10 protein-coding genes are annotated in these 16,910 nt (G+C 67.1%); 5 read left to right on the forward strand and 5 right to left on the reverse strand.

The window, feature by feature from the left end:
- Positions 1-306: 306 nt before the first annotated feature.
- The 4 genes from ACSBPQ_RS13945 to ACSBPQ_RS13960 all read right to left on the reverse strand — a co-directional run bounded on the left by ACSBPQ_RS13945 (position 307) and on the right by ACSBPQ_RS13960 (position 7,163).
- Entirely contained in the window at positions 307-1,869 is a 1,563-nt protein-coding gene (locus ACSBPQ_RS13945; protein WP_442682696.1) for a serine hydrolase, read from the reverse strand.
- A 99-nt stretch (positions 1,870-1,968) separates the two neighbouring features.
- Positions 1,969-2,667 carry an N-acetylmuramoyl-L-alanine amidase gene (locus ACSBPQ_RS13950; protein WP_442682697.1) on the reverse strand — a complete coding sequence of 233 codons (699 nt, stop codon included), beginning with the start codon at positions 2,665-2,667 and terminating at the stop codon, positions 1,969-1,971.
- A 110-nt stretch (positions 2,668-2,777) separates the two neighbouring features.
- Positions 2,778-4,055: a diaminopimelate decarboxylase gene (gene lysA / locus ACSBPQ_RS13955; RefSeq protein WP_442682698.1), complete on the reverse strand. Its 1,278-nt coding sequence runs from the start codon at positions 4,053-4,055 to the stop codon at positions 2,778-2,780.
- A 93-nt stretch (positions 4,056-4,148) separates the two neighbouring features.
- Complete coding sequence (locus ACSBPQ_RS13960) at positions 4,149-7,163, reverse strand: TonB-dependent receptor (RefSeq protein WP_442682699.1); 3,015 nt, start codon at positions 7,161-7,163, stop codon at positions 4,149-4,151.
- Positions 7,164-7,710: 547 nt separating this feature from the next.
- Between ACSBPQ_RS13960 and ACSBPQ_RS13965 the strand changes: the two genes are divergently transcribed.
- The 5 genes from ACSBPQ_RS13965 (at position 7,711) to ACSBPQ_RS13985 (ending at position 14,597) form a co-directional block, all read left to right on the forward strand.
- The gene (locus ACSBPQ_RS13965; RefSeq protein ID WP_442682700.1) at positions 7,711-9,162 is read left to right on the forward strand and encodes a C40 family peptidase; all 1,452 of its coding nucleotides are present in this window, start codon (positions 7,711-7,713) and stop codon (positions 9,160-9,162) included.
- Positions 9,159-10,256 carry a dipeptide epimerase gene (locus tag ACSBPQ_RS13970; RefSeq protein WP_442682701.1) on the forward strand — a complete coding sequence of 366 codons (1,098 nt, stop codon included), beginning with the start codon at positions 9,159-9,161 and terminating at the stop codon, positions 10,254-10,256. Before ACSBPQ_RS13965 ends, ACSBPQ_RS13970 begins: the two co-directional genes overlap by 4 nt.
- A gap of 667 nt (positions 10,257-10,923) precedes the next feature.
- Positions 10,924-11,772, forward strand: coding sequence for a MurR/RpiR family transcriptional regulator (locus ACSBPQ_RS13975; RefSeq protein WP_442682702.1), 849 nt, complete (start codon positions 10,924-10,926; stop codon positions 11,770-11,772).
- A 156-nt stretch (positions 11,773-11,928) separates the two neighbouring features.
- Positions 11,929-13,221, forward strand: coding sequence for a dicarboxylate/amino acid:cation symporter (locus ACSBPQ_RS13980; protein ID WP_442682703.1), 1,293 nt, complete (start codon positions 11,929-11,931; stop codon positions 13,219-13,221).
- 212 nt (positions 13,222-13,433) lie between these two features.
- Positions 13,434-14,597 carry a PQQ-dependent sugar dehydrogenase gene (locus tag ACSBPQ_RS13985; protein WP_442682704.1) on the forward strand — a complete coding sequence of 388 codons (1,164 nt, stop codon included), beginning with the start codon at positions 13,434-13,436 and terminating at the stop codon, positions 14,595-14,597.
- Between the two features lie 57 nt (positions 14,598-14,654).
- Here ACSBPQ_RS13985 and ACSBPQ_RS13990 read toward each other — a convergent pair whose 3' ends face one another.
- Positions 14,655-16,832 carry a glycoside hydrolase family 3 N-terminal domain-containing protein gene (locus ACSBPQ_RS13990; protein WP_442682705.1) on the reverse strand — a complete coding sequence of 726 codons (2,178 nt, stop codon included), beginning with the start codon at positions 16,830-16,832 and terminating at the stop codon, positions 14,655-14,657.
- Positions 16,833-16,910: the final 78 nt, after the last annotated feature.

Consider the following 16,910-nt stretch of genomic DNA (forward strand, 5'->3'; position numbering starts at 1 on the left):
CCCTGTCTGGCGACCTGCACCACACCGGGCCCGGCATCGGGGCCCGTTCAATATTCAAACCCTGAAGCGCTGCCCACCCGTCACTGCCGCCTTCGCGACCGTGCACCGGAGTCTGGCGGGCACCTGCCGATCTTTCCCGTTCAGATCGGATTCACACCTGTTTAACACGGCCGGAAAGTGCCGGTCAATAAACTATTCCTGCCGTTGCGCCGGCCCGGAAGCAACTATTTTCCGTGCGCCACAGCACACTTTCCCGGCCTGAGCGCAGGCCGCGCGACCCCTTCGGTGGAAATACCGCACCCGCCCTCAGGGACAGGCGCCGATCCGCTCGAACTCCAGGTCCTGATAGTCATAGCTGAAGTCGATATCCGGATCGATCGCGCGCAGGTGCAGGCGTCGCTGCGCACCGTTGCCGGCCAGCTGCAGCCAGGCCTCGGCGTCTTCGCCCAGCTCCTGCCACTGCACCCACGGCCGGCGACCGGACAGCATCACCTGCCCGCGCAGCGCCGGCGACTTCTCCGCGGCAAAGGTGATGCCGCCGTCGGCCGGGCACAGTGTGATCCGGCCGAACCATGGATCGGCCCAGATGCCGGTGTAGGCGGCCAGTTCCCGCGCATCGGCCGCATGGACCGGTTCCAGCTCCGGCCGCACATGGCCGGCGGAACGGCGCTGCGCCGTTTCCCGCTCCAGCAGGGCGGCGTAATGCAGCACGTCGTGACCGGCGGCCGGTGCGGTCTGGTGCTTGAGCAGCGCCTGCATCAGCGCGGTGCGTGCAGCCTCGCCTTCACCGTTGATCAGGATGACCACGCCGCTGCGCCGGTCCGGCAGCAGCGCCAGCGAGGAATACATGCCCGACAGCGTGCCGGTGTGCGCCACCTTCCACTGCCCGTCCATGTCCGACAGCCGCCAGCCGTAGCCGTAGGCGAGGAAGTGCGTGTTGTCCCAGTCGCGCAGGCGCTGGCTGATCGGCATCGGCATGTGCGCGGTCCACAGCGCGCGGCGCTGAGTGGCGTCGAGCCAGTCCGGCGCCTGTGCCGGGTCCAGCAGTGCCTGCATCCAGCGCAGCATGTCGTTGACGCTGCAACGCACGCCGCCGGCCGCCATCGACGGGAAATCGGTTTCCCGCGCGCCGTCGCGTCCGCCGACCACATTGCGCCCGTCCTGCCGGTAATGCGGCTGGGCGATATCCCCCACTGCCGCCGGCGACCATTCGCCGACCTGGCAACGCTCCATGCCCAGTGGCACGAAGATCTCCTGCCGCACCAGCTCCGAATAGCTCTTGCCGCCAGCCACCGCCGCCACTTCACCGGCGACCACGTACAGCAGGTTGTCGTAGGCGTAGTCACTGCGGAAGCTGCCGACCGGCTTGAGGTGCGCCAGCCCGGCGATGATGTCCTGCCTACTGAAGTGGTTGGGTTCGGGCCACAGCATCAGGTCGCCCGCGCCCAGCCCCAGGCCGCTGTTGTGGATCAGCAGGTCACGCACCTGCATGTTGCGCGTCACCCACGGGTCGTACATGCGGAAGGACGGCAGGTAGCGGGTCACCGGATCGTCCCAGCGCAGCCGTCCGGCCTGGACCAGCCGCGCCAGCACCGCCGCGGTCATCGCCTTGGTGTTGGAGGCGATCTTGAACAGCGAATCGGCGCCGACCGGCTGCCCTTCGCCGGCCGCCAGTTCGCCGCGGGTGGCCACATGCACGACCTCACCATCCTCGATCACCCCCACCGCGATACCCGGCAGCCGGTAATGATCGAACGCCTGCTGGACCATGCGGTCGTGGAAGCCGGCCTCCGGCGCCGGCGCAGCGGCGGCGGCGGCGGCGGGCAGAGCAGTGGACAGCAGGGCGAGACAGAGCAGCAACGGTTTCATCGGTATTTCCCAGATTGGATCAACGTGCCACGACAGGACATCACCCTGCCGGGGCAGCAGTGCCGGGCGCACCGCTTCACACGGACACGCCGGCGGGGTTCAGTGCGCGGTTCCCAGCAGCGGCCGCGTCAACGCATACAGGATGCGCAGGTCTTCGGCGTCGAACTCGGCACCCTGGCGGTCAATGCCACGGAAGCGGTGACGGAAGGCCTGCAGCGCATGGCCGCGGTTGTCCAGCGGATAGCCGAGCGCCGCCATGGCCAGCCAGCCATCGAACTGCGCGGGCGGATCACCGGCATCGGCAGCAGGCCAGATGCCGAAACCGGCGTCGTACAGCCGCTTCCACGGGAACAGCGGGCCCGGATCGACCTTGCGCCCCGGAGCCAGGTCGGAATGGCCGACCACTTGCTGGCGCGGAATGCCGAGGCGCCGGGTCACATCCTCCAGCAGCACGATCAGCTGCTCGATCTGCACCTCCGGATAGGGCGAGCGGCCGTCGTTGTCGATCTCGATACCGATCGAGGTGGAGTTGAGATCGGTGAGCGTGCCCCAGCGGCCACCACCGGCATGCCAGGCACGCTTGCGCTCGTCCACCAGCTGGTACAGCGTGCCGTCCTTGCCCAGCAGGTAGTGGGCACTGACCGGGCCGTTGCTGTTGGCGGTCTGCAAGGTGCGCAGGCTGTCCTCGGCGGTCTGCCCGGCGGTGTAATGCAGCACCACCGCCACCGGCCGGCGCGTATCGAAGTTGGGCGAGCGCTCCCACTGCGCCAGCGGGTTGCGGTGCGCGCAGGCGCTCAACAGCAGCAACGAGAGCAGGGAAGCGAGAAACGGAACAGTACGAAATGCCCGCGTTCTGCCCGTGATCCCAGCGCTATCCGTTACCCGTTGCGTTTCCATTTCTTGCTTCCTCATGGCCGCCTCCAGTCATTGGCCGGCTGCTCGCCCGCCAGCAGCTCCTCCAGGCTCTGGCGCCGGCGCACTACCGCGTAATGCTCGCCATCGACCAGCACCTCGGCCGGCAACGGGCGCGAGTTGTAGGTCGAGCCCATCGATGCGGCGTAGGCGCCGGCGCCAAGGATGGCCATCAGCTCGCCCGCCTCGCAGCGCGGCAGCGTACGCCCGGTGGCAAAGGTGTCGCCGGTTTCGCAGACCGGTCCCACCACGTCATAGGTCACCGCGTCACCGCCGGCATCCCCGATGCGCACGATGTCGTGCCAGGCGTCGTACAGGCTGGGCCGCAGCAGATCGTTCATCGCCGCGTCCAGCACCAGAAAATCACGGGCCTCGCCACGCTTCTCCAGCAATACGCGGGTCAGCAGGATGCCGGCCTCGGCCACCAGCCAGCGGCCCGGTTCGACCAGGATGCGGCCACCGAAACCGGCCAGCGCCTGCGCGATCGCCGCGGCGTACTCGCGTGCGTCCGGCGCCTGTTCGCCCTCGCGGTAACGCACGCCCAGGCCGCCACCGACATCGATGCTGGCGATGGCATGGCCGGCCGCTTCCAGCTCCTTCCAGAACGCGGCCATGCGCGCCAGCGCCTCGCGTACCGGCTCCAGGCTGAGCAGCTGCGAGCCGATATGCATGTGCAGTCCATCCAGGCGGACGTTGGGCCACTGCGCCTTGGCGTCGAACCAGCTGCGCGCCTCGGCGATCGACACGCCGAATTTGTTTTCCGCCTTGCCGGTGGAAATCTTGGCGTGGGTCTGCGCATCCACGTCCGGATTGATCCGCACCGCGGCGACCGCCTGCCCGCCACGCGCGGCGGCGATGCGCTGGATCGCGTCCAGCTCGGCGCGTGATTCGATGTTGAAACGGCCGATGCCGACCTCCAGGGCCAGCGCGATCTCCGCATCGGACTTGCCCACGCCGGAGAACACGATGTCGGCGGCGGCCATGCCGGCACGCAAGGCCCGCTGCAGCTCGCCGCCGGAGACGATGTCCGCGCCCGCGCCTTCCTCGGCCAGCAGCCGCAGCACCGCGCCGTTGCCGTTGGCCTTCACCGCATAGCGGATACCCGCATCCAGTCCGGCCAGGGCGTTGCGCAGCGTCCTTACCCGCTCGCGCAGGGCCGGCGCCGCATACACATACAGCGGCGTGCCTTCGCGTGCCGCCAGCGCGGACAGATCCACCTGGCCGAACGTGGCCGGCAGCACCGCACCCGTAGTACGTGGGGTTTCCTGTTCCAAAACGTTGCTCCAAAAAGATGGCGGCCCCCTTACAAGGGCCGCCAGCAAGTGAAAATCAGAACCGCGGCGGCATCAACGATGCGCCCGACCGGATCAGAAGTTCCAGGTCACCACCAGCTGGGTGTAGCGCGGCGACTGCCAGCGCGTACCGGTGCCGAAGGTGTCACGCATGACGCCCGGCGAGGCCTCGTAGCGCTGGTGCACGTTGATGACGGTCTGGTTGTTGAACAGGTTGTAGACCGACAGGCGTGCGGTCAGGTCCACGCTCTCCACCGGCAGACGCCAGGTGACGTTGGCGCCCATGTTCCAGGTCCACGGCAGGCGACCGAAGGCACCGCGCGCGGTCGGCTCGAGCACCCGCTCGTCCCAGCCCTTGTCGCAGTTGGCAACGCACAGCCAACCCGAACCACCACCGGAACCTTCGGTGGCGAAGTTGCCGGCCGCCAGGCTGTCATCCGGCCACAACACGCCGAACGCGGTGATCGGACCACCGGACTGCACCTGCAGGGTCGAGCCCACCGACCACTGGTCGTTGATCTGGTAGCCGGCACGGAACTTGAACTGGTGGCGGAAGTCGTTGAACAGCACGCCGTAACGCTCGTTCACCGCCGGATGGTCGTAGTACTGGACCATGCCGGTGGAACCGAAGTTGGTATCGGAGTTGGTCGGACCTTCCAGGTTGCCCTCGCTCTTGGACCACAGGTAGGACGCGTTGAACATCCACTTGTCATCCCACGCGCGGTCGATCTGGAACTCGACGGCCTTGTAGGTGCGCTTGGGCTTCTTGTAGCCCACCACCTCGCCGCTGCCACCCTTGATGTAGCCGTCCTTCGAGGTGTCGATGGTGATCCAGCCGTCGGTGGCACAGCCAATGGACTTGTCACCCCAGATGGTCACGTCGCCGCCACCATTGCCGACCACCCACAGGCTCTTGCCGACCGGGCCACACGGCGTGTGGTTGATGCGGATGTCGTCGATGGCACGGTCCATCTTGCGGTAGGTGGCGTTGACGCCCCACGACCAGGCCTGGTTGATCATCGACTGGAAGCCGAGGATCACTTCGTCCTGGTACACCGCGTCGATGTCCCTGGACACGCTCTGGCGCAGGTCGCCCGAACCGGTGTTCATGCTGGTGTCGGTCGGCCCGATCTGGCCACCGAAGATCGGCTCCATGTAGGTGCTGCCGGTGATCGGATTGACCTTCTCGGTCCAGCCATTGAGGGCGAAGTAGCTGTATTCGTCGGTGAGGCCACCGGCGAAGCTGACGTTGATGTTGTTGGACACCGGCAGGTAGTAGCGGCCGACGTTGCCGAACAGCTTGGTGCTGCCATCACCCATCATGTCCCAGGAGAAGCCGGCACGCGGGGCGATGAGGTTGTCCTGCTTGATGAAGGAAGAACCGTCGGCGACCTTGTTGTTGAAGCTGTCCGAGCGCACGCCCAGGGTCAGCAGCAGGTTCGGGGTCACGCTCCACTGGTCCTCGATGTAGAACGCATTGGCCACCGTCTCGAACTTGCCGCCGGAGAGGTTGCGACGCCCCATCAGCATCTGCGTCACGTCCGCCGGAATATAGACGCCGGCGCCACCGAACACTTCCGAGCCCGGCTTGGGCACATAGGCGGTGTACATGGTGCCGCTGCCGGAGTAGCGCGAGAGCTGCTCGGTCTTCAGCTCTTCGCGGTCGGCGCCGAAGCGGATCAGGTGGTTGCCCAGCGACCATTCGAAGTCCAGGCGGGCGGCATCACGGGTGTTGGTCATATCGACCACACTGCGGCTCGGCGAGCAGCCCAGGGTCTTGTTCGGCATCGAATCAAGAATGCTGGAATAGGTGCTGTTGCTGGTGATGAAGTCGCAGGTGTCCGCGCCACCCGGCAGGCTGTTGGCCTTGCGTTCGTTGCGGCCGATCATCGCCTTGGCGGTGAAGTTCTGCCCGAAATAGCCGGTATAGGTGCCCGACCAGTTGGTGCCGCCACCTTCGCTGGTATTGGTGCCGGTGCGGTCACCGATGGTGGCGGTGTCCCAGTTGTACTTGTAGGACTGGCTGTTGCTCTCGCTGTCGTCGGAGAACGCCAGCAGCTCCAGGATGTGGTTGTCGGTGATGTTCCAGTCCAGCTTGGTGCCCCAGAACCCGTCATCGGTACGGCCATTGCCCCAGCCGCTGGTGCCGTTGCTGTACTTGGAACGGGAATTGCGGTCCTCGTACATCGCGAACATGAACAACCGGTCCTTCACGATCGGGCCGGAACCCCAGACGTTGGTCTTGGTGAAGGAGGACGAGTCACGGCTGGCGAAGTGGCCGGCGGTGGTGCTGCCCGGGTGGTAATGGTCGCGGCCGGCGGACTGCCACGCGCTCGGCTCGAAGGTCACCTGCATGCCGCCTTCGAACTCGTTGGAGCCGGAGCGGGTCACGGCGTTGATCACGCCACCGGTGGAGCGGCCGAACTCGACCGAGTAACCGCCGGTCTTGACCTGGAATTCCTTGAAGAAGGCGAACGGCGGAGCCGAATAGCCCTGGCGGTCATAGATGTCGGTGACATTCAGGCCGTTGACGAAGATCGCGTTCTCGGCCACCGACGAGCCACCGAAGCTGATGCCGCCAAAGCCGGAGTTGCCCGAGACCACGCCCGGGGCCAGCAGCGCCACCGAGCTCATCGACTGCTCCACCGGCATGCGTGCCAGCTCTTCGCGGTTGATGTTGAACGAGGATTCGGTGGAGTACACGTCCACGCGGTTGATGATCTGCGACCCCCGCACCTGCACCGAATCCAGCGTCACCGCGCCGCTGTCGCCGCCGAGGTTGACGGTGGTGGTACCACCCAGCGACACGTTGACCGACAGCGGCTCGCCCTCGGTCTCGCCGTCACGCTTGACCTGCAGGCTGTAGTCGCCCACCGGCAGCTGGTTCAGGCGGTAGGCGCCATCGGCACCCACGGTGATGGTACGGGTCAGCCCGGTACCCTTGTTGATGATGGTGATCTGGTCGCCGGTACTGGCACGGCCGGCAATCGCACCGGTCGCACTTTGCGCCATTGCGCCTTGCGCCATCACGCCCAGGCAGGTGCCCAGTGCGACCGACAGCGCCGCTTTTTTCAACATTTTGGTATTCATATCCCCTGCCCTCTCCAGCAGATTTTCAAAGTAGAACCACGAACAACTGTTTATTCCCCCGGTGGCGGCGATGCCTGCCACACGAAGCCGGAATCCCACGGATCGAAACAGTGGCTGCCTGCCTGCGAACCGGAGGCTTGCAGGCGGCCACGCCACTTCTCCACCCTCGACGGGTGGGCATAGTTATTGTTGAATCCGGTACGACGGGGGCCGCGTCCGCCGGTATGGAGGCAGGCAATGCCGCCGGCCCGCAAGCCGGCACAGCGATGTTCCTGTCCATCGGCTTCCGGTCGCCCTGCGCCGGATCCAGCACCCCGTCCCCTTGCGGCCTGCTGCCCGCGCACAGCAACGCATTGCCAAGCCAGCGACCGGCTGCAGCAAACGGAACAGGAGTTGTGCGGGTCGCTGGAGCCACGGCAACACTTCTCTCGTGCAGGGTGGTAACGGTTGTGTAACATGCGCCCGGCACCCGGTCAATAATTTATTCTTGCTTTCGCAGACGAAAGGAATAAGTATTCCAAGGCACCACTGTTTAGGGGGAGTCCCAATGATCGCCATCCCGACGCTGCCGCAGCGCCGACGCCTTGCCCCGCTGTCCCGGGCCCTGATCCTCGCCACGGCACTGTGTGCGGGGCCGGCGTTCGCGCTGTCACCGACGCCGGTGCAGATGGCGCCCGCCTATGCCGGCATCATCGGCCTGGAGGAGGCGCTGCTCACCCCGCAGCCATGGATCGCGCAGCTGCCCGATGCCGACACCCTGATCCTCGACCGCGCCGACATCACCGCGCAGAACCTGCGCATGCGCCAGCTCGACGCCTCGATCATCGACCTCCACAAACTGCCGGCAACCCTGCCGCGCACCCTGGTCCGCGAGCACATCGACGCGATCTCCAACGCACCGACCCGCACCCTGTACGACGTGCAGGGCCGACAGGTCAGTGCCGCGCAGCTGCAGGCCATCACCGCCAACCTCGGTCTGGAAGCGATCCCGGCCAGCCGCCCGATCCAGTACGGACTGGTCGTGCACCGCGCCGCGCTGCGTACCTTCCCCACCGACCTGCGTGTGTTCAGCAGCAAGGGCGATACCGACATCGACCGCTTCCAGGAATCGGCGCTGTTCCCCGGTGACGCGGTGGCGGTGCTGCATGAAAGCGCCGACGGCAAGTGGGTGTTCGTCGCCAGCGAGCGCTACGCCGCGTGGATGGAAAAGCGCTTCGTCGGCACCGGCAGCGCCGACCAGGTGTTCGGCTATGGCAAGGAAGGCCCGTACCGGGTGATCACCGGTGCCACCGCCACCACCGCCTACACCCCGGAAGAGCCGCGGGTTTCCAACCTGCAGCTGGAAATGGGCGTGCGCGTGCCGGTGCTGGCCGACTGGCCGGTAATGGACACCGTCAACGGCCAGCAGGCCCATGCCGCCCATGTAATCCAGTTGCCGGTGCGCAACGACGACGGCAGCCTTGCGCTGGTGCCGGCGCTGCTGCCGCGCTCGCAGGAAACCTCCGACGACTACCTGCCGCTGACCCGCGCCAACCTGATCACCCAGGCGTTCAAGTTCCTCGGCGAGCGCTACGGCTGGGGTCATTCCTACAACACCCGCGACTGCAGCGGCTTCGTCTCGGAGATCTACCGCAGCTTCGGCGTGCTGCTGCCGCGCAACACCAGCGCGCAGGCGATCAGCCCGGCGCTGGACCGCCTGCCGTTCACCGACAAGGACGACACGGCCACGCGCGAAGCCGCCATCGCCGACCTGCAGGTGGGCGATCTGGTCTACATCCCCGGCCACGTGATGATGATGCTGGGCACCGCCAACGGCATGACGTGGATGATCCACGACACCTCCGGTGGCAGCTGGTTCGACGCCGACGGCAAACGCATCCACGCCCAGCTCAACGGCGTCTCGGTGACACCGCTGGAGCCGATGATGGCCAGCGACACCGCCAGCTACATCGACCGCATGACCAACATCCAGCGCATCCGTCCGCAAGCCACCAAATGAAGATCACCGACATCGAACTGGGCATGCTACGTGTGCCCCTGAAAACCCCGTTCAAGACCGCCCTGCGCACCGTGGATACGGTCGAGGACATCGTGGTGCTGGTACGCACCGACAGCGGCCACACCGGCTACGGCGAGGCGCCGGCCACCGCGGTGATCACCGGCGACACCCACGGCTCGATCATCGAGGCCATCAACACCTTCATCAAGCCGCGCCTGATCGGCCAGGACATCAGCAACCTCAACCGCATCTGCGCGCTGATCGAATCCTCGATGGAGCGCAACACCAGCGCCAAGGCGGCGGTGGAGATCGCCATCTACGACCTGTGGGCGCAGCTGCACGGCGCACCGCTGTACCAGATGCTGGGCGGTGGCGATCCGGTGATCACCACCGACATCACCATCAGCGTGGACTACATCGACAAGATGGTGGCCGATTCGCTGTCGGCACTGGAGCGCGGCTTCGAATCGCTGAAGATCAAGGTCGGCAAGGACATCGGCCTGGACATCGAGCGGGTCAAGGCGATCCATGCCGCGGTCGAAGGCCGTGCGCTGCTGCGGCTGGACGCCAACCAGGGCTGGACCGCCAAGCAGGCGGTGTATGCGATGAACGCGCTGGAGAACGCCGGCGTGGTGCTGGAGCTGCTCGAACAGCCGGTCAAGGCCAATGACCTCGCCGGCATGAAGTACGTCACCGAGCGCGTCAACACGCCGGTGATGGCCGATGAAAGCGTGTTCAGCCCGCACCAGGTGTTCGAGCTGATCCAGCACAGCGCCGCCGACATCATCAACATCAAGCTGATGAAGACCGGCGGCATTTCCAACGCCATCAAGATCGCCGACATCGCCGCGCTGTACGGCGTGCCGTGCATGATCGGCTGCATGCTGGAATCGAGCATCAGCGTGGCCGCGGCGGTGCATCTGGCGGCGGCCAAGTCCGGCGCGATCAGCAAGGTGGACCTGGACGGCCCGTCGCTGGGCCAGTTCAACCCGGTCGAGGGCGGCGTGATCTTCAACGAATCGGAGATCACCATCACCGACGCCCCGGGCCTCGGCATCGTCGAGGTACGCGGGCTGGAAATGATCAAGCGGTGATCCCGATGGCGGCGGCAACGGCACTCTCCCCGGCTGCCGCCGCCATCGGCACACACGCCGCCGACCTTGTCGCAGCACCCGCCATGCCGGGTGCTGTTCTGTTTCCGGAGGTGGCGGCCGCTGATACAGATGATTCCAGCACTGGGCTTTTGCCCTCTTCCCACCGTAGAGCGGGCCGAGCACCGCAGCGGATCGGGGGAAGAAGGCGCGGGTGTCTGAGCGCAGCGAGTTCCGCGCCGCCCCGAGCCGCGAGGAGCGCAGGAGGTCGATGCGGGTTCATCGCATCGGCCCGCGTCCCGGTGGCGTGTTCTTTGGTTACTTTCTTGCACGCGCAAGAAAGTGACTCGGTCCTCGCGCAGCAGGAGCGAAAGCCTTTGCCTCTGCTCCTGCCGATCTGCAGGGACAAACATCAGATCAGGAACAAGAGCTTTCACCCCCCTCCGGGGAGCGAGCTGCTTTTCTTTGCCCGTGCAAAGAAAAGTCAGCCAAAAGAAACACGGCCGGACGCGACCCGCTCTACGGCGGGAACATCCAGAGCGACAGCCTCGGGCAACAGCAACAGCGAAGCCCCTTTCGCCTGCGCCGCAATAACACAGACAGGAAACAAAGCCTTACCGCTGCCGCAAAATCTCCCTAGAGTCACCCCATCGCAACCGACCTGCCGTCCATGCCACCTCTGGTAAAAATCCGCTCCGAACGCGAACAGATGTCGGCCATCGAACGCCGCATCGCCGACTTCATCCTCGACAACGCCCACCTGCTGCGCGATTACTCCTCGCAGCAGCTGGCCAACGCGCTGGATATCAGCCAGTCCAGCGTGGTCAAGTTCAGCCAGAAACTGGGCTTCAAGGGCTATCCGGACCTGAAGTACTCGGTCGGTGCCGCCGTTGCCCTGGCCGGCAACGGTGAAAGCACGCAATGGCCGCCGGAGGAACAACCCGGCGGTTACCTGCTCGCCGCCGAAACCCTGCGCCGGGCCAAGGTCGCCGCCGAGGAGGAGACCCTGACCGCCAACCCGCAGGCCGAGGTGGAGGCGGTGGTGGGCCTGATCGACACCGCGCCCAAGGTGTTCGTCTACGGACTCGGCGATGACGGCCTGTACGCCCGCGAATTCGCGATGCGGCTGTCGCTGCTGGGCATCCTCACCGTGCAGCACGCCGATCCGATCCTGATGACCGCCAACCTGTCGGCCGCGCGGGCCGGCGATGTGCTGCTGGTGTTCTCCGAATTCGGCAAGCTGCCGCAACTGTGGCAGCTCTCGCGCCAGTTCCAGGAGGTCGGCGGCAAGGTCGTGTCGATCACCCGCCACACCGCCAATCCGCTGCGCGCGCATGCCGATGCGGCGCTGGCGATCTGCGCGCAGGATCCGCAACCACCCATCGCGCAACTGCTGTACCGTTGCTCGCTGCAGTACCTGCTGGATTTCGTGTTCGTGCTGCTGTGCCAGGCCAATCCGGACCGGCAGCGCCAGCTGGCCGTGAACCAGGAACGCATCCACCAGCTGATCGACAACTGATCACAGGAGCCGCCACATGACCCGCACCCGCCCATGCTGTCCCGGCTGACCGGCCTGTTGGCGTGGCGGGCTACCGCCTGCACCTGTGGCGACCCGCCGTTGAGCATTCGCGTGCCTGCGGGCATCTTGTCCCCTCCCTGACCAGGTCACCCGTTGATGACAGCCAGCCCTCCTGCCAGACGCTCCCGAATCTCCGCCCCGGTCAAGGTCCTGATCGCGCTGCTACTGGCCACGGTCGTCGGCCTTTCACTTACCCGCTACGACCAGGCACTGGCCTTGGAGATCGCCGCCTTCGCGCGTCCCATCGGCCGGCTCTGGCTCAATGCATTGCAGATGACGGTGGTGCCGCTGGTCACCGCGCTGGTGATCGTCGGCGTCAACACCGCCAGCAATGCCGCCGCCTCCGGACGCACCGCGCGCAACGCGATCATCGTGTTCCTGGTGCTGCTGGTGGCCGCCGCCGGTTTCTCGGCACTGGTCACCCCGGCGCTGCTGGAACTGGTGCCGCGTGATGCGGCCACCATCCAGACGTTCCGCGATGCACTGAGCTCACCGGCAGTGACCACCACCCCGCCCAGCGCCGCGCAGTGGATCGGCGCGCTGATCCCGAGCAATGCACTGGCTGCCGCCGCCTCGGCGTCGATGCTGCCGCTGGTGGTGTTCGCGATGTTCTTCGGTTTCGCGCTGAGCCGGCAGGAGGACAGCCGCCGCGAGCGCCTGCTGGACATCATCCGCATCGTCGCCGACACCATGATCACCATCGTGCGCTGGGTGCTGTGGGCGGCGCCGGTGGGCGTGTTCGCGCTGGTGCTGGTGGTCTGCGCCGAGGTCGGCATGAGCATCCTCGGCATCCTCGGCTGGTACATCGTGCTGATGTGCGTGGTCTACATCCTGATCACCCTGCTGCTGTACGGGGTCGCCCGCCTCGCCGCCGGCGAGCCGCTGCGTCGCTTCGCCAGTGCGCTGCTGCCGGTGCAGGCGATCGCCGGCAGCACGCAGTCGTCGCTGGCCTCGCTGCCGGTGATGATCGACAGCGCGCGCAATCGGCTGGGCTATCCGGCGGCGCTGACCTCGCTGGTGCTGCCGATGGCGGTATCGCTGTTCCGCATCACCAGCCCGGCGCAGTACATCGCCGTGGCCAGCTTCATCGCGTGGCTGTATGGCATCGATATTTCCGCCTCGCAGTACGCGGTGACGGTGCTGCTGGCGGCGGCGATCAGCATGGGCTCCACCGGCCTGCCCGGCCAGGCCAACTTCATGACCAACAACCTGCCGATCACCCAGAGCCTGGGCCTGCCGGTGGAGCCGCTGGGCGTGCTGCTGGCGGTGGACACCATTCCCGATGTGTTCTGCACCATCGGCAACGCCACCGGCGGGGTGACCGCCACCGGTATCGTCGCCCGGCATACGCCGACGCAGGCCGAACCGGAGCCGCCCCCGCCCGGCTGAGTCCACCCTCTGGGTCCGGCGCCATCTTCCGTGCTGCGGTGGCGCCGACAGCAGCGCGAGCCGGCACCGGCTCCACTACAGCGCCCGGACGTGGGCGCCGGTCGCTACGGTATAGGACCCATCGCCACGTTCCCCTGGGCCAGCACCGGCACCCGCCGCCGCCATGCTGTAATAGCGCGGCTGGACATACGTTTCCCACTCTGGAGATCCCCATGCCCCGTTCCGTGCTGCTGGCCATGACCCTGGCCCTCACTCCGGCCCTGCTCACCACCGCCTGTGCCGCCGCACCCGATCCGGCGGCCGACGCCGCGCGCTCGCCGGCACAGTGGCCGTTCACCGCCACCGCCAGCGGCCAGTTCAACGAGCCTTGGGCGATGGCCTTCCTGCCCGATGGCAGCCTGCTGGTCACCGAGAAGGCCGGCACGCTGGTGCGCTTCGATCCGGCAACCGGCAAGCGCGGCGAGATCCGCGGCGTGCCGGCCGTGGCCTATGGCGGCCAAGGCGGTTTCGGTGACGTGATCGTGCATCCGCAGTTCGCCAGCAACGGACTGGTCTATTACAGCTACGCCGAAGACGGTGACGATGACACCCGTGGTGCCGCGGTGGCGCGCGCGAAGCTGGAGCTCGACGCCGATGGCGGCGGGCAGCTGGCCGATGCACAGGTGATCTGGCGGCAGACGCCGAAGGTGACCGGGCGCGGCCATTACGGCCACCGCCTGGCATTCGGTCCGGACGGCAAGCTGTGGATCACCTCCAGCGACCGGCAGAAGTTCGATCCGGCCCAGGACATGGGCGGCAATCTGGGCAAGATCATCCGCCTCAACGACGATGGCAGCGTGCCGGCCGACAACCCGTTCGCCGCGCAGGGCTCACCCGCCGACCAGGTCTGGTCGCTGGGCCACCGCAACGCGCTGGGCATCGCCTTCGATGCCGACGGCCGGCTGTGGGAACACGAGATGGGACCGAAGGGTGGCGACGAGCTGAACCTGATCCAGCGCGGCGGCAACTACGGCTACCCCATCGTCTCCGATGGCGACCATTACGACGGCCGCGATATTCCCGACCACGCCACCCGTCCGGACTTCATCGCCCCGGTGGTGACCTGGCGGCAGGTGATCTCGCCGGCCGGCTTCATCATCTACAACGGCGCGCTGTTCCCGCAGTGGCAGGGCAGCGGTTTCATCGGCGGCCTCTCCTCCAAGGCACTGGTGCGGGTGGCCTTCGACGGCGACACCGCCCACGAGGCCGAACGCTTCGACATGGGCCAGCGCATCCGCGAGGTGGAACAGGGCCCGGACGGCGCGATCTGGCTGCTGGAAGACCAGAAGGATGGCCAGGGCGGCCGCCTGCTGAAGCTCACGCCGAAGGCCGGCTGATCCCCCCGCGCGCCGCCGTCAGCCACTGGCAGCGGCGCTGCAGCGCAGGTTGCCGCCTCAGCGCGGCGCCAGCAGTTCGAAGCCCACCGCTTCGCCGCTTGCCGACGAGGCGCACACCCACACATCGAACCATCCCGGCTCGGCACGGCACTGGCCATCGGCGCCGGTGAACGCCAGTTGCCGGCGATCCAGACGGAAGGCCACCTGCCGCGACTCACCCGGCGCCAGCGCGACCTTGGTGAACGCCTTCAGCTCGCGCACCGGGCGCACCCGGCTCGCGACCCGGTCGTGCACATACAGCTGCACCACCTCCTCGCCGGCCACCGCGCCGGTATTGGTGAGCGTCACGGTGATTTCCAGCTCGCCATCCCACTCCAGCTGCGTCGTGTCCAGCTGCGGCGGACCATAGGCGAAGGTGGTGTACGTCAGGCCATGGCCGAACGCGTACAGCGGGGCGTTGCTGATTTCACGCCAGCGCGCCTTGAATTCGGACATGCCCGGCAGCTCCGGCCGGCCGGTACGCGGATGGTTGTAGAAATACGGCTGCTGCCCGGAGTGTTGCGGGAAACTCACCGGCAGCCGCGCTGAAGGGCTGTAGTCGCCACACAGCACATCGGCCAGCGCATGCCCGGTCTGCGTGCCCAGGTACCAGCCCACGACAATGGCCTGCGCGTCACGCACCGCACCGTGCAAGGCCAGCGCGCGGCCGTTGCGCAGCACCACCACCAGTGGTTTGCCGGTCAGCGCCACCGCTTCGGCCAGCGCCTGCTGCGCCGCCGGCAGGGTGATCTCCACCCGCGATTGCGCCTCACCGCTGTAGCGCTGCGGTTCGCCCAGGGCCAGCACCACCACATCGGCGCGCCGGGCCGCGGCAACGGCCTGCTCGATCCCCCCGTCCAGCGGCGCTTCCAGCGCACAGCCGGCCACGACGTCCAGCAACGCCGGATCAGCCAGTCGCGTCCGCAGCCCCACGTCCAGCGGCACATAGCGCGACTGGTCACCGAACAGCGTCCAGCAGCCTTCGATGTTGTCGCAGTCCTGCGCGAACGGGCCGATCAGCGCGATCTTCTGCCCGGCCTTGCGCAGCGGCAGCACGGCCTCCTCGTTCTTCAGCAGCACCACCGAGCGCCGCGCCGCCTCGCGTGCCAGCGCATCGTGGGCGGCAATGTGGGAGTGATCGCGTTCGCGCGCCGGATCCAGCGAACGGTACGGATCATCGAACAGGCCGATAGCCTCCTTCAGTTGCAGCATCCGCCGCACCGAGTCGTCCAGCAGCGCCATCGGCACCTGCCCACTTTCGACCAGCGCCGGCAGGTGCTCGGCGTAGAAGCCGCTCTGCATGCTCAGGTCGAGCCCGGCCAGGAACGCCTTGGCGGTGGCATCGCGGGCATCAGCGGCATAGCCGTGCGCCACCAGCTCCATGTCGGCGGTGTAATCGGACACCACAACACCCTGAAAGCCCCACTGCCCGCGCAGCAGGTCGGTCAGCAACCAGCGGTTGGCACTGGCCGGCACGCCGTTGATGTCGTTGAACGCGCTCATCACCGCCAGCGCGCCGGCATCGAGAGCGGCCTTGAACGGCGGCAGGTGCACATCGCGCAGCGTCTGCGGTGAGATATCCACCTGCGCGTATTCCATGCCCCCGGCCACCGCGCCGTAGGCGGCGAAATGCTTGGGCGTGGCCAGCAGCGCGTCGGCCGCCTGCAGGTCATCGCCCTGGAAGCCGCGCACCCGGGCGGCGGCAAACGCGCAGCCCAGCACTACATCCTCGCCGGCACCTTCGGCCCCGCGGCCCCAGCGCTGGTCGCGGGCGATATCCACCGCCGGCGCGTAGGTCCAGTGGATACCTGCCGCCGTGGCTTCAACCGCCGTGGCGCGGGCGGTGCGCCGGGCCAGCTCCGGCTCGAAACTGGCCGCCTCGCCGAGCGGAATCGGGAACACCGTGCGCATGCCGTGGATGACGTCGGCGGCCAGGATCACCGGAATGCCGAGCCGGCTTTCCTCCACCGCGACCTGCTGGATACGCCGCCCGGCCTCGGCACCGACACCGTTGAACAGCGAGCCGACGCGGCCGGCGCGCACCTGCTCGAGCACCTGCTCGGCGTTGCGCACATTGGCCTCCGGGTTCACGTCCGGTGCGAACGGGCGGACCATGTCGGCGAACACGCCCAACTGGCCCACCTTCTCTTCGACCGTCATCCGGGCAAGCAGCGATTCGATGCGGTCCGAAGCCACCGGCAATCCTCTATGGGCGCGTGCAAAGCGCCGATTCTAGCGGCGCCGGTGTCAAGGGACCGGCGCGGCCATCATTTC

The sequence above is a fragment of the Stenotrophomonas sp. JC08 genome (assembly GCF_052180205.1).
GTDB lineage: Bacteria > Pseudomonadota > Gammaproteobacteria > Xanthomonadales > Xanthomonadaceae > Stenotrophomonas.

Coding starts and splice junctions, on each gene's coding strand:
- ACSBPQ_RS13945 (WP_442682696.1), bottom strand. CDS start 1,869: ATGAAACCGTTGCTGCTCTGTCTCGCCCTGCTGTCCACTGCTCTGCCC.
- ACSBPQ_RS13960 (WP_442682699.1), bottom strand. CDS start 7,163: ATGAATACCAAAATGTTGAAAAAAGCGGCGCTGTCGGTCGCACTGGGC.
- ACSBPQ_RS13965 (WP_442682700.1), top strand. CDS start 7,711: ATGATCGCCATCCCGACGCTGCCGCAGCGCCGACGCCTTGCCCCGCTG.
- ACSBPQ_RS13970 (WP_442682701.1), top strand. CDS start 9,159: ATGAAGATCACCGACATCGAACTGGGCATGCTACGTGTGCCCCTGAAA.
- ACSBPQ_RS13975 (WP_442682702.1), top strand. CDS start 10,924: ATGCCACCTCTGGTAAAAATCCGCTCCGAACGCGAACAGATGTCGGCC.
- ACSBPQ_RS13980 (WP_442682703.1), top strand. CDS start 11,929: ATGACAGCCAGCCCTCCTGCCAGACGCTCCCGAATCTCCGCCCCGGTC.
- ACSBPQ_RS13985 (WP_442682704.1), top strand. CDS start 13,434: ATGCCCCGTTCCGTGCTGCTGGCCATGACCCTGGCCCTCACTCCGGCC.